The organism is Nocardioides sp. 503 (assembly GCF_004522095.1).
Lineage (GTDB): Bacteria > Actinomycetota > Actinomycetes > Propionibacteriales > Nocardioidaceae > Nocardioides.
In genome coordinates, this window is the sequence record NZ_SPUI01000006.1 from 171,530 (window position 1) to 183,984 (window position 12,455).

A 12,455-nucleotide genomic window follows, 5' to 3' on the forward strand; every position below is an offset into this window, starting at 1 on the left:
TCCCCGGACCTCACTAGACTGGCGGTATGCCCATCCAGCCCATCCGGCTCTTCGGAGACCCCGTGCTGCGCAAGCCCGCAGTGGAGGTCGTCGACTTCGACAAGGAGCTGCGCCGGCTGGTCGAGGACCTCACCGAGACGATGCTGGACGCTCCCGGCGCCGGGCTCGCTGCTCCCCAGATCGGCGTCGGTCTCCGGGTGTTCACCTGGCACGTCGAGGGCGAGCTCGGTCACCTGGTCAACCCGTCCCTCGAGCTGTCCACCGAGCTCCAGGACGGGCCCGAGGGTTGCCTGTCCCTGCCCGAGCTGACCTACGAGTGCCAGCGCGCGCTCTCGGTGGTCGCGCGGGGCTTCAGCATGCACGGCGAGCCGGTCACGATCGAGGGCTCGGACCTCCTGGCCCGCGCCATCCAGCACGAGACCGACCACCTCGACGGGGTGCTGTTCATCGACCGCCTCGACACCGAGGCCCGCAAGGCGGCCATGCGCGAGATCCGTGAGTCCGAGTGGTTCGGGCTCGAGCGGCCGACGGTCAAGGTCAGCCCCCACGCGACCCGCGGGCTGGGCATCTGATGCGCCTGGTCTTCGCCGGCACCCCCGAGGTGGCCCTGCCCTCGCTCGATGCCCTGGCCGAGTCCGGGCACGAGCTGGTCGGCGTCGTCACCCGCCCCGACGCCCCGTCGGGTCGCGGCCGACGGCTCGTCGCCAGCCCCGTGGCGCAGCGCGCCGAGGAGCTCGGGCTGCTGGTGCTCAAGCCCGACCACCCGCGCGACCCGGACTTCCAGGCCGCGCTGCGCGCGCTCGAGCCCGACTGCTGCCCGGTGGTGGCTTACGGCGCGCTGCTGCCGCAGTCGGCCCTGGACATCCCACCGCACGGCTGGGTCAACCTGCACTTCTCGTGCCTGCCGGCCTGGCGCGGCGCCGCCCCCGTGCAGCACGCGATCTGGGCCGGCGACGAGGTCACCGGCGCGACGACGTTCCGCATCGTCAAGGCCATGGACGCCGGCCCGACCTACGGCGTGATGACCGAGCGCATCCGCGACGACGACACGGCCGGCGACCTCCTCGGCCGGCTGGCCGAGGGCGGAGCGGGACTGCTCGTGGCGACCCTCGACGGCCTGGCCGACGGCTCGATCGTCGCCCGCGAGCAGGAGGAGGACGGCGTGTCGTTCGCGCCGAAGATCTCCGTCGAGGACGCCCGCGTCGACTGGGCCGTGCCCGGACACCTGCTCGAGCGCCAGATCCGCGCCTGCACCCCCGCCCCCGGCGCCTGGTCCCTCCACGAGGGCCAGCGGATCAAGATCGGCCCGGTGCTGGTGGTCGACGAGCAGCTGCCGCCCGGCGAGCTCGCGATCCGCAAGAGCCACGTCCTCGTCGGCACCGCCACCCACGCCGTGGTGCTGGGCCCGGTGCAGCCGTTCGGCAAGAAGCAGATGCCGGCCGCCGACTGGGCTCGCGGCGCCCGGCTCGAGTCCGGGGCGCGGCTCGGCGACGAGGCTCCGCAGGACGAGGCCGCCCACGACGCGGCCCACCACGACGGCCCGGACACATGAGCCGGCCGGCCACCCCCGCCGACGTCGACGACATCTGCCGGAGCCTGCCGGAGGTGGAGCTCGGCACGTCCTGGGGCGACCGCCCGACCTACAAGGTGCCGGCCGGCGGCAAGGGCAAGGGGTTCCTGCTCTTCCGGGCTCCCCACAAGAGCGCCCTGGACCCCGAGACCGGCGAGCCCTACGACGACCTGCTCGTGATCATGACCCCGGGCACGGCCGAGAAGGAGGCGCTGGTCGCCGACCCCGACCTGCCGTTCTTCACCATCGACCACTTCCGGGGCTACGACGCGGTGCTGGTGCAGCAGTCCCGCCTGGGCGAGCTGACCCGCGACGAGCTCGCCGAGGTCATCACCGAGGCCTGGGCCTCCAAGGCCCCCACGACACTCGTGCGTCAGCACTTCGGCGATGCCTGAGACCCGGGGAGCCCGGCGTCCGCGCGGAGTCGCGCCCCGCCCCGAGGTCGACGCGTCGCGCCTGGCGGCCTACGAGGTGCTCAAGTCCGTCCGCGTCGACGGCGCCTACGCCAACCTGGTGCTGCCCGCCGTCATCCGCCACTACCGGCTGGACGCGCGCGACGCCGCCTTCGCGACCGAGCTGGCCTCGGGCACGCTGCGCCTGCGCGGCACCTACGACGCCATCATCGCCGCCTGCGCCGACCGGCCGCTGCGCAAGATCGAGGAGAAGGTCCTCGACGCGCTCCGCCTGGGCGCCCACCAGCTGCTCTCGATGCGGGTGCCCGACCACGCCGCGATCAGCACCTCGGTGACCCTGGTCCGCACCAAGGGCACCTCGGGCGCCGGCAACTTCGCCAACGCCGTGCTGCGGCGCGTCTCCGAGCACGACCTGGAGACCTGGATCGCCCGCGTGGCGCCGCCCAAGCCGCCCAGCCGCTACGCCGCCGTCGCGTTCAGCCACCCGGTGTGGATCGTCGACGAGCTGCGCAAGGCCGTCGGGGAGGCCGAGCTGCACGCCGTGCTGGCCGCGGACAACGTCGCCCCCAAGGTCACCCTCGTCGCCCGGCCGGGGCGCGCCACGGTCGCCGAGCTCCCCGGCACGCCGACGGCCTACTCGCCCTACGGCGTCGTGCTCGAGGGCGGTGACCCGGGATCGGTCCCGGCGGTGGCCGAGGGTCGCGCCGGCGTCCAGGACGAGGGCTCGCAGCTGGTCGCCGCGCTGATGGCCGCCGCGCCGATCGAGGGCGCCGACCGCCGGTGGCTCGACCTGTGCGCGGGCCCGGGCGGCAAGTCCGCGCTGCTGGCGGCGCTGGCCGCCGAGCGCGGCGCCGGGCTGGTGGCCCTCGAGCGCCAGCACCACCGCTCGCGCCTGGTCGCGCGCAACCTCGAAGGGTCCGCAGGCGTCGTCGGCGTCGTCACCGGTGACGGCACCACGCCGCCGCTGCGGCCGGGACAGCTCGACCGGGTCCTGGTGGACGCCCCGTGCACCGGCCTGGGGGCGTTGCGACGCCGACCCGAGGCGCGCTGGCGGCGCAAGCCCGACGACCTCTTCACCCTGGTGCTGCTCCAGCGCCAGCTCGTGGCCGCCGCCATCGAGGCGACGCGGCCCGGGGGACTCGTGCTCTACGCCACCTGCTCCCCGGTGCGCGCCGAGACCGGCGACGTCGTCACCTCGGTGCTCCGCCTGCGCGACGACGTCGTCCTCGAGGACGCCCGGGCGCTGCTGCCCGACGTGCCGGACTGCGACGGCCCGCTGCCCGGGACGGTTCAGCTGTGGCCGCACCGCCACGGCACCGACGCGATGTTCATGGCGCTGTTCCGCAAGGTCTGAGCCGTAGGGTCTGGGGCATGGCCGCGAAGTCCCCGTCCCTCGAGATCGAGGTGGACGACCGGGTGATCCGGGTCAGCAACCCCGACCGGGTCTACTTCCCCGACAGCGGCGCCACCAAGGCCGACCTCGTCGACTACTACCTCGCGGTCGGCCCGGGCATCGTCAACGCCCTCTACGAGCGGCCCTGCATGCTGCACCGCTTCCCCCGGGGCCTGGCCGGCGACAAGGTGCACCAGAAGCGCATCCCGCAGGGAGCGCCGCCCTGGCTCGAGACCGTCCGCCTGCACTTCCCCCGGTGGAACCGCACCGCCGACGAGCTCTGCGTCACCGAGCTGGGCAGCGTGATCTGGGCGGTGCAGATGTCCACCGTGGAGTTCCACCCGTGGAACAGCCGGCGCGCGGACCCCGAGAGCCCCGACGAGTGGCGCATCGACCTCGACCCCGGCCCGCTCTCGGACTTCGCCCAGGTCAAGCGCGTGGCCCACGTGGCCCACGAGGTGCTCGACGAGCTCGGGGCCGTCGGCTACCCCAAGACCAGCGGCGGGTCGGGCATGCACGTCTATGTCCGGATCCGGCCCGACCACGGGCACAAGGCCGTGCGCCGCGCCGCGCTGGCGTTCGCCCGGGAGGTGGAGCGTCGCGCACCCGACGACGTCACGACCACGTGGTGGCGCAAGGACCGGGACCCCCACCAGCTCTTCGTCGACTACAACCAGAATGCCCGCGACCACACCATCGCGGCGGCGTACTCCGTGCGCGGGGTCCCCGACGCCCGGGTCTCGGCACCGATCCGCTGGGACGAGGTCGACGACTGCGACCCGCACGACTTCACGATCTTCACCATGCCCGCGCGCTTCGCCGAGCTCGGCGACCTGCACGAGGGCATCGACGGCGACGTCTTCGACATCGCGCCGCTGCTCGAGTGGGCCGACCGCGACGAGCGGGAGGGCGAGGAGACGCCGGAGGAGCCGCCCGAGGACTAGCCGGTCGGCCCGTCAACGACGGCGCCGCACGACGTACGCCGCGCCGCCGCCGCGTCGCTCCGGCTCGGCGACCGCGACCATCCGCCCCCCGCGCAGGAAGCGGATCGCGGTCGCGGCCCCGATGTCGGAGGCGCTGGTCAGGCCGTCGCCCGAGGGCACCAGGTCGTGGCCGTAGGTGCCCTCGAGCAGCGGGCCGTAGCGGGCGATGAAGTCCGGCTCGGCGGTCACGGTCGCGGTGTTGCGCTGCGAGGCGCGCGGGGCCGCGATCGCGGCCGGCAGGCTCATGCCGCGGTCGAGGTGGTTGACCAGCATCTGCAGGACCGTGGTGATGATCGTCGAGCCGCCGGGGGAGCCGAGCGCGAGGTAGGGCCGCCCGTTCTTGAGGACGATCGTCGGCGACATCGACGAGCGGGGACGCTTCCCGGGCTGGATCCGGTTGGGGTCGGCGGCGTCGTAGACGGTCGAGAAGTCCGTGAGCTCGTTGTTGAGCAGGAAACCCCGACCGGGCACCACCATGCCCGAGCCGCCGGTCTGCTCGATCGTGAGCGTGTACTCCACGACGTCGCCCCAGCGGTCGGCCACCGTCAGGTTGGTCGTGGAGATGTTCTCGGTGTCCTGCTCGGGGGCGCCGGCCTCGGTGGGTCCGCAGACCCCGTCGTAGTCGCCGACGTCGCCCGCCGCGGTCGGCTTCGCGATGGCGGTGTCGCCGATGGCGCAGGCACGCTCGGCGGCGAACCTGTCGCTGAGCAGCCGCGCCAGCGGCACCTTCACGCGCCGCGGGTCACCGACGTACCTGCCCCGGTCGGCGAACGCCAGCGCGCTGGCCTCGAGGTAGTGGTGCAGCGCCTTCGCGTCGTCCATGGCGCGCAGGTCGTAGCGCTCCAGGATGTTGAGCGCCTCGCCCACCGTCGACCCGCCGCTGGAGGAGGGCGCCATCCCGTAGACGTCGTAGCCGCGGTAGCGGATCTTGGTCGGGCGCTGCTCGCGCACGCGGTAGTCGCGCAGGTCGCGGACCGAGAGGGACCCGCGCGGCACCGGCAGCGTGGTGCGCGGGCTCTTCGGCGGCCGCTGCACGGTGCGGGCGATCTGGCGTGCCAGGGGGCCGCGGTAGAAGCCGTCGCGCACGCCGAGGCGGCCGAGCCGCTCCAGGGTCCGGGCCAGGTCGGGGTTGCGGAACGTCGACCCGACGCGCGGCAGCCGTCCCTTCGGCAGGAACAGGCGCCGGGTGGCGGGGAACGCCTGGAAGCGCTCGCGGTTGTCGTCGGTCTGCTGGCGGAACGTCTGGTCCACGCGGAAGCCGTCGCGGGCCAGCTTGACGGAGGGGGCGAGCGCCCGGGGCAGCGACCAGCTTCCCCACTTGCGCAGGGCGCGCTGCCAGGTCATCGGGGTCCCCGGGGTGCCCACCGAGACGCCGCTCGTGACCAGCTCGGGAGTGAACGGGTAGGGGTCCCCGGTGGCCGGGTCGATGAAGGCGTCGCGCCGCATCCGTCGTGGCGCGGTCTCGCGCCCGTCGATGGTCTGGACCCGCTTGGTGCGCGCGTCGTAGTGGACGAAGTAGCCGCCGCCTCCCACGCCCGCGCTGTAGGGCTCGGTCACGCCCAGGGCCGAGGCCATGGCGACTGCCGCGTCGGTCGCGTTGCCGCCACGGCGCAGGACGGCGAGGCCGACCCGGCTCGCGTAGGGGTCCACGCTGGACACGGCGCCGCCGTAGGCCCCGGCTCGTGGCCGTCTTCGCCGGTGGGCGGACGGGGGGACGGACGCTGGTGCGCGCGTCGCCGCCCTCGTCCGAGGAGGCGGTGGCCTGGCCTGTCGACGTGGCGGCGAGGCCGGCGGCCAGCGCGAACGCCGACAGCACGGCCAGCGGCCGGTGCAGTGGGCGCTGAGGGGTGGGGTTCATCGAGGTGCCTCCCGAGTGAGGTGCCGGCTGGTGATGTGCGGTGCCCCACCCTGCCTGCCGCATGCGGGACTGTCGAGCACCGCACGCTTCGCCGAGCCCTAGGATCCACCTGTGGGTATCCAGATCACGCCGAGCATCCTCAACGCCGACTTCGCCAGGCTCGGCGAGGAGGTCGCCCGCATCCCGGGCGCCGACTGGGTGCACGTCGACGTGATGGACAACCACTTCGTGCCCAACCTGACGCTCGGTCCGACGATGGTCGAGGCGCTGGTGCGCTCCACCGACCTGCCGATCGACGCCCACCTCATGATCGAGGACGCCGACCGCAACGCCGCGGCGTACGTCGAGGCCGGAGCCGCGTCGGTGACCTTCCACGTCGAGGCGGCCAGGGCCCCGGTCCGCCTGGCGCGGGAGATCCGCGCGGGCGGTGCCCGGGCGAGCATGGCGCTGCGCCCGGCGACGCCGATCGAGCCCTACGAGGAGCTGCTGCCCGAGCTCGACATGCTCCTGATCATGACCGTGGAGCCCGGCTTCGGCGGCCAGAGGTTCCTGGACCTGTGCCTGCCCAAGATCCGGGCGGCCCGGGCGATGCTCGACCGCCACGGCATCGAGACCTGGCTCCAGGTCGACGGCGGTGTCTCGCTGGAGACCATCGAGCGCTGCGCCGCGGCCGGGGCCGACACCTTCGTCGCCGGCTCGGCCGTCTACTCCGCCGACGACCCCGACCGCATGGTCGCCGAGCTGCGCGCCGCTGCCGAGGCTGCGCGCGCCTGAGCCGCGGTCACGGCTACGCCGCGCCGCCGGGCAAGCGCGGCAGCCTTGGCGTGGGGGCTGGTGTGACTGGTGGTGCGTCTACCTGCACTCCGTGTCGGCGGTTGGTCGCCACCCCATGCCGGTCGAGCGTGGCCAGGTCGGGTTGGGGCCTGAGCCGCCGACGCTGAGGACCGATCCGGTTGCCCGGGCCGCTCGCTCGGGATGCTCAGGTCTGCCGGCCGATCGTTTCCAGCTCGCGCAGGTCGTCGGGGGAGAGGCTCAGCCCCGCGCCGGCGACGTTCTCCCGCAGGTGGGCGGCCTGGGAGGTGCCGGGGATCAGCAGGATGTTGGGCGAGCGCTGCAGGAGCCAGGCGAGGGCGACCGACATCGGCGTGGCGTCCAGCCTGGCGGCCACGGTCGAGAGGGCGTGGGACTGCAGGGGGGTAAAGCCACCCAGGGGGAAGAACGGCACGTAGGCGACGCCCTCCTCGGCGAGGCGGTCGACGAGGGCGTCGTCGTGGCGGTGGGCGAGGTTGTACATGTTCTGCACGCACACGATCGGAGCGATGGACTGCGCCTCGACGACCTGCTCGGCCGTGGCGTTGCTGACCCCGAGGTGTCGGACGAGGCCCTCCTGCTGCAGCGCCACCAGCGTCTCGAACGCCTCGGCCAACGAGCCCGGCTGGGGGCCGTCGGCATTCCCTAGACGGAGGTTGACCACGTCGAGGACCTCGAGCCCGAGGGTGTCGAGGTTCTCGTGCACGCCGCGGCGCAGGTCCTCAGGGCGCCGTGCGGTCGGCCAGCCGCCCTGCGCGTCGCGGTCGGCGCCGACCTTGGTGACGAGGTGCAGCGCGTCGGGATAGGGGTGCAGCGCCTCCCGGATCAGCCGGTTGGTGACGTGGGGCCCGTAGGCCTCGCTGGTGTCGATGTGGGTGATGCCCTGCGCGACGGCGTCCCGCAGGACGGCCAGGGCGCCGTCGTGGTCGGCGGGAGGTCCCATGACCCAGGGGCCGGCCAGCTGCATGGCGCCGTAGCCGAAGCGTGTGACGGCGAGGTCGCCCAGCGACCACGTGCCGCCCGGAAGCGTCGTGGTGGGGACGGTGGTGCGCGACGTGCTCAACAGTGGGCCTCTCGTCAGTGGGTGGCGATCGCCGCCCGATGAGATCACTATGGGAGTGTTGGTACCCATCGGGAAGTAGGCACTTCCAAGTGCGTTGGTCACCGAGGTGGCCGGACGAGAGGTGGCGAGGCATGGCGACGACCACGGCGGCCCAGAGAAGGGCTCAGGCGAAGAGCGAGTTCGACGCGTTCCTCGCGGTCTGCCCGAGCCGTCAGCTGCTGGAGCGGTTGTCCGACAAGTGGGTCGGCCTCGTGCTCTGCGCCCTGGGCGGCGGCTCCTTCCCGTCGCGCGCCGGCGAGCGCGGGGAGTCCCGCTCGATGCGCTACTCCGAGCTTCTCCGCCAGATCGCCGGGGTGAGCCCCAAGATGCTCACGCAGACGCTGCGCTCCCTGGAGCGCGACGGCCTGGTGACCCGCTCCGTCGTCGCGACGGTGCCGGTGACCGTCTCCTACGAGCTGACCGACCTCGGCCTCTCGCTGCACGTCACGATGCGCACGCTCAAGGCCTGGGCGGAGACCCATGTGACCGACGTGCTGGAGCGGCGGACGGCGTACGACGAGCAGTCCGGCTAGCAGCTCACCTGGCGGGCACCTCGAGCTGCCGTTGCGCGGATGTGGCAGGCTTGTCCCTGACGAGCTAACCACTCGCGTGCTCTGGGGTCGGTGTAATTCCGAGCCGGCGGTGAACCGTTCGAGGCGTCCGCGCCTCGCTCGGAAGTCCGCGACCCGGTCACAGCCAGTGACCGGTTGACCAGGTGTGAGTCCTGGACCGACGGTGAAAGTCCGGATGGGAAGCGCACGCAGGTGACCTCGACGCACGAGCAGGTGGTGCGCCGGGCGTCGCCGTCCCCGGAGTCCGCGTACGGACCCGAGGGCAGGACATGACTTTCACGGCAGCCGAGCAGGCGGCGATGGCGCGCGCGCTCGAGCTCGCGGCCACTCCGGGCGTGCCCATGGTCGCCGACACCCGCCGCGTCGGGTGCGTCCTGCTCGCCGACGACGGGACCACGGTCGCCGAGGGCTACCACCGCGGGCCCGGGACGCCACATGCCGAGGCCGATGCGCTGGCCCGTGCGGGGGAGGCCGCGCGCGGCACCACGGCGGTCGTGACTCTCGAGCCCTGCCACCACACCGGTCGCACCGGCCCCTGCACGGAGGCGCTGGTCGCGGCCGGTGTCCGGCGCGTGGTCTTCGCCGAGAGCGACGCCAACCCGGTCGCCGCCGGAGGACGCGCCCGGCTCGAGGCCGCGGGCATCGAGGTCGAGGCGGGGCTGATGGCGGCGGAGGCCGACGCGCTCGCCGGCGTCTACCGGCTCGCCCAGCGCGAGCAGCGGCCCTTCGTGACCTGGAAGTTCGCTGCGACGCTCGACGGCCGCAGTGCGGCCGCCGACGGCACGTCGCGGTGGGTCTCGGGCACGGCGGCCCGACGCGACACCCACCGGCTCCGCGCGCGGTGCGACGTGATGCTCGTCGGCACCGGCACGGTCGAGGTCGACCACCCCCGGCTGACCGTGCGCGACGACGAGGACCGACCCGTGGAGCACCAGCCGCTGCGCGTGGTGATGGGGGAGCGCGACCTCGACCCGAACCACGGGCTGGACCTGCACCTGCGCACCCGCGACCCGCGTGCCGCGCTCGCCGACCTCTTCGGCCGCGACCGTCAGCACGTCTTCCTCGAGGGCGGACCGACCCTGGCGGCGGCGTTCCTGACCGCGGGCCTGGTCGACGAGATCGTCGTCTACGTCGCGCCGATGCTGCTCGGCGCCGGCCGCAGCGCCGTCGGCGACCTCGGAATCACCACGATCGGGGAGGCGTTGCGTCCCCGGGTCACCGACATCACCGTCCTGCCCGGCGTCGACGGCGAGGAGCCGAACGTCCGCCTGACGCTGACCCCCACACCCGTGACCCCGAGACCCCGTAACGAGAGGCACACCTGATGTTCACCGGAATCGTCGAGGAGCTCGGCACCGTCAGCGCCGTCGAGGACCAGGGCGACGCGATCCGTCTGACCGTGGCGGCCCGCACCGTCCTGAGCGACGCCGGGCTGGGTGACTCCATCTCGGTCAACGGCTGCTGCCTCACCGTGGTCTCGCACGACGGCGTGGAGTGGACCGCCGACGTCATGCAGGAGACCCTCGACAAGACCAGCCTGCAGGGCGTACGACCCGGCGACCGGGTCAACCTCGAGCGGGCCGTCACCGCCGACAAGCGCCTGGGCGGCCACATCGTCCAGGGTCACGTCGACGGCGTCGGGCACGTCGTGAGCCGCACGCCCAGCGAGCACTGGGAGGTCGTGGAGATCGAGATGCCGGCCGAGCTCTCCCGCTACCTGGTCGACAAGGGCTCGATCACGGTCGACGGGGTCAGCCTCACCGTGGTCGAGGCGCGCGACACGACGTTCACGGTCAGCCTGATCCCCGAGACCCTGGCGCGCACCACGCTGGGCTCCCGGCAGCCGGGCGACCGGGTCAACCTCGAGGTCGACATCATCGCCAAGCACGTCGAGAAGCTGCTCGCGGCCTACCAGCAGCCCACCCAGCACGTCTCCCAGCACTCGTCGGGACACCCGCAGCACAGCAAGGAGCAGTCATGAACGAGCACGAGCACGCCGGGGTGCGCCTCGACAGCATCGAGCGCGCCATCGCCGACATCGCCGCCGGCAAGGCCGTGGTCGTCGTGGACGACGAGGGCCGCGAGAACGAGGGCGACATCATCTTCGCCGCCAGCAAGGCCACGCCCGAGCTGATGGCGTTCACGATCCGCTACTCCAGCGGCGTGATCTGCGTGCCCATGCCCGCCGACATGCTCGACCGGCTCGAGATCCCGCTGATGACGCCGCACAACAAGGACAAGCTGCGCACGGCGTACACGATCTCCGTCGACGCCCGCGACGGCGTCAGCACCGGCATCTCGGCCGCCGACCGCGCCCACACCGCGCGGGTGCTGGCCGACTCGGCGACCGAGCCCTGGGAGATCACCCGGCCCGGGCACGTCTTCCCGCTGCGCTACCGCGAGGGCGGGGTGCTGGTGCGCCGCGGCCACACGGAGGCCGCCGTCGACCTGGCCACCCTGGCCGGGCTCACCCCGGCCGGCGTGCTGGTCGAGGTGGTCAACGACGACGGCACGATGAAGCGGGCCCCCGAGCTGCGCGCGTTCGCCGACGAGCACGGGCTGGCGATGATCTCGATCGACGACCTCGTGCGCTACCGGCGCCGCCACGAGAACCTCGTCGAGCGGGTCGCCGAGACCCGCCTGCCCACCCGCCACGGCGACTTCACGGCCTACGGCTACCGGATCACCGTCGACGGCAGCGAGCACATCGCGCTGGTCCACGGCGACGTGGGCGGCTCCGAGCCGGTGCTCACCCGCGTGCACTCCGAGTGCCTCACCGGCGACGTGTTCGGCAGCGACCGCTGCGACTGCGGCCCCCAGCTCGACGAGGCGCTGGACCGCATCGTCGCCGAGGGCCGCGGCGTCGTGGTCTACCTGCGCGGCCACGAGGGCCGCGGCATCGGCCTGGTCGCCAAGCTGCAGGCCTACCAGCTCCAGGACGGCGGCCGGGACACCGTGGACGCCAACCTCGACCTCGGGCTCCCGGCCGACGCGCGCCACTACGGCACGGCGACGCAGGTCCTGCGCGACCTGAAGATCGAGAGCGTGCGGCTGATGACCAACAACCCCGACAAGGTCACCAACCTCGAGGACTTCGGGATCCGGGTCGCCGAGCGGGTGCCGCTCACCCCGCACCCCAACGACCACAACCTGGCCTACCTGCTGACCAAGCGCGACCGCATGGGACACCACCTGCCCGACCTCGACCAAGGAGCGATCTGATGAGCGGCCACGGAGCACCCACCCACCAGCCCGTCGACTGCCACGACCTGCGGGTCGCCGTCGTCGCGGCGAGCTGGCACACCCAGGTCATGGACGGCCTCATCGCCGGCGCCGAGCGGGCCCTGACCGCCCACGAGGTCGAGGCGCCCGTCGTCGTCCGCGTGCCCGGCACCTTCGAGCTGCCCGTCGTCGCCGCGGCCCTGGCCGCCCAGGGCTACGACGCGGTCGTCGCGCTCGGCGTCGTCATCCGGGGCGGCACCCCGCACTTCGACTACGTCTGCAACGCCGCGACCGACGGCCTCGGCCGCGTCGCGCTGGATCACCAGACGGCCGTCGGGTTCGGGGTGCTGACCTGCGACACCGAGGAGCAGGCCCTGGACCGCGCCGGCCTGGAGGGCTCGGCGGAGGACAAGGGCTACGAGGCCACCTCGGCCGCGCTCCTGACCGCGCAGACCCTGCGCCGCGTCCGCCGGGGCTACGAGAGCTGAGTCCCCGAGGGGTTGAGGAAGGCGCCTCGGCGCCTGTCTCGAAA

13 protein-coding genes and 1 riboswitch are annotated in these 12,455 nt (G+C 73.3%); of the genes, 11 read left to right on the forward strand and 2 right to left on the reverse strand.

All coding sequences use genetic code 11. From position 1 onward, the window contains the following. The first annotated feature begins 26 nt into the window (after window positions 1-26). From def to ligD, 5 genes are read left to right on the forward strand one after another with little or no spacing between them, the layout of a single operon-like run. Entirely contained in the window at window positions 27-572 is a 546-nt protein-coding gene (gene def, locus E4622_RS18280; protein ID WP_134741683.1) for a peptide deformylase, read from the forward strand. Further along, window positions 572-1,552, forward strand: a complete 981-nt coding sequence (gene fmt / locus E4622_RS18285; RefSeq protein ID WP_134741684.1) for a methionyl-tRNA formyltransferase — start codon at window positions 572-574, stop codon at window positions 1,550-1,552. Before def ends, fmt begins: the two co-directional genes overlap by 1 nt. Next, on the forward strand, window positions 1,549-1,965 hold the full coding sequence (locus tag E4622_RS18290) for an MmcQ/YjbR family DNA-binding protein (RefSeq protein ID WP_134741685.1): 417 nt from the start codon (window positions 1,549-1,551) through the stop codon (window positions 1,963-1,965). Before fmt ends, E4622_RS18290 begins: the two co-directional genes overlap by 4 nt. Then, window positions 1,958-3,337, forward strand: coding sequence for a transcription antitermination factor NusB (locus E4622_RS18295; RefSeq protein ID WP_134741686.1), 1,380 nt, complete (start codon window positions 1,958-1,960; stop codon window positions 3,335-3,337). Before E4622_RS18290 ends, E4622_RS18295 begins: the two co-directional genes overlap by 8 nt. 17 nt (window positions 3,338-3,354) lie before the next feature. Beyond that, window positions 3,355-4,320 (forward strand): non-homologous end-joining DNA ligase, encoded by a 966-nt coding sequence (ligD, locus tag E4622_RS18300; RefSeq protein WP_134741687.1) that lies wholly within the window; start codon window positions 3,355-3,357, stop codon window positions 4,318-4,320. A gap of 12 nt (window positions 4,321-4,332) precedes the next feature. On the opposite strand, the gene ggt is transcribed toward ligD, so the two are convergent. Next, complete coding sequence (gene ggt, locus E4622_RS18305; RefSeq protein WP_134741688.1) at window positions 4,333-6,018, reverse strand: gamma-glutamyltransferase; 1,686 nt, start codon at window positions 6,016-6,018, stop codon at window positions 4,333-4,335. 310 nt (window positions 6,019-6,328) lie between these two features. Between ggt and rpe the strand changes: the two genes are divergently transcribed. Further along, entirely contained in the window at window positions 6,329-6,991 is a 663-nt protein-coding gene (gene rpe / locus E4622_RS18310) for a ribulose-phosphate 3-epimerase (protein ID WP_134741689.1), read from the forward strand. A 205-nt stretch (window positions 6,992-7,196) separates the two neighbouring features. Here the strand turns inward: rpe and E4622_RS18315 are convergent, their stop codons facing one another. Next, on the reverse strand, window positions 7,197-8,090 hold the full coding sequence (locus tag E4622_RS18315; RefSeq protein WP_245156103.1) for an aldo/keto reductase family oxidoreductase: 894 nt from the start codon (window positions 8,088-8,090) through the stop codon (window positions 7,197-7,199). Between the two features lie 131 nt (window positions 8,091-8,221). Between E4622_RS18315 and E4622_RS18320 the strand changes: the two genes are divergently transcribed. The 5 genes from E4622_RS18320 (at window position 8,222) to ribH (ending at window position 12,411) form a co-directional block, all read left to right on the forward strand. After that, window positions 8,222-8,662, forward strand: coding sequence for a helix-turn-helix domain-containing protein (locus E4622_RS18320; RefSeq protein ID WP_134741691.1), 441 nt, complete (start codon window positions 8,222-8,224; stop codon window positions 8,660-8,662). A 72-nt stretch (window positions 8,663-8,734) separates the two neighbouring features. Next, window positions 8,735-8,893, forward strand: a riboswitch (FMN riboswitch). Window positions 8,894-8,970: 77 nt separating this feature from the next. Continuing rightward, the gene (gene ribD / locus E4622_RS18325) at window positions 8,971-10,026 is read left to right on the forward strand and encodes a bifunctional diaminohydroxyphosphoribosylaminopyrimidine deaminase/5-amino-6-(5-phosphoribosylamino)uracil reductase RibD (protein WP_245156104.1); all 1,056 of its coding nucleotides are present in this window, start codon (window positions 8,971-8,973) and stop codon (window positions 10,024-10,026) included. After that, a complete protein-coding gene (locus tag E4622_RS18330) occupies window positions 10,026-10,682 on the forward strand; it encodes a riboflavin synthase (protein WP_134741692.1) in 657 nt (218 codons plus the stop codon). Before ribD ends, E4622_RS18330 begins: the two co-directional genes overlap by 1 nt. Then, on the forward strand, window positions 10,679-11,923 hold the full coding sequence (locus tag E4622_RS18335) for a bifunctional 3,4-dihydroxy-2-butanone-4-phosphate synthase/GTP cyclohydrolase II (protein ID WP_134741693.1): 1,245 nt from the start codon (window positions 10,679-10,681) through the stop codon (window positions 11,921-11,923). Before E4622_RS18330 ends, E4622_RS18335 begins: the two co-directional genes overlap by 4 nt. Then, a complete protein-coding gene (gene ribH / locus E4622_RS18340; RefSeq protein WP_134741694.1) occupies window positions 11,923-12,411 on the forward strand; it encodes a 6,7-dimethyl-8-ribityllumazine synthase in 489 nt (162 codons plus the stop codon). The genes E4622_RS18335 and ribH overlap by 1 nt, the downstream gene beginning before the upstream one ends. Window positions 12,412-12,455 lie beyond the last annotated feature (44 nt).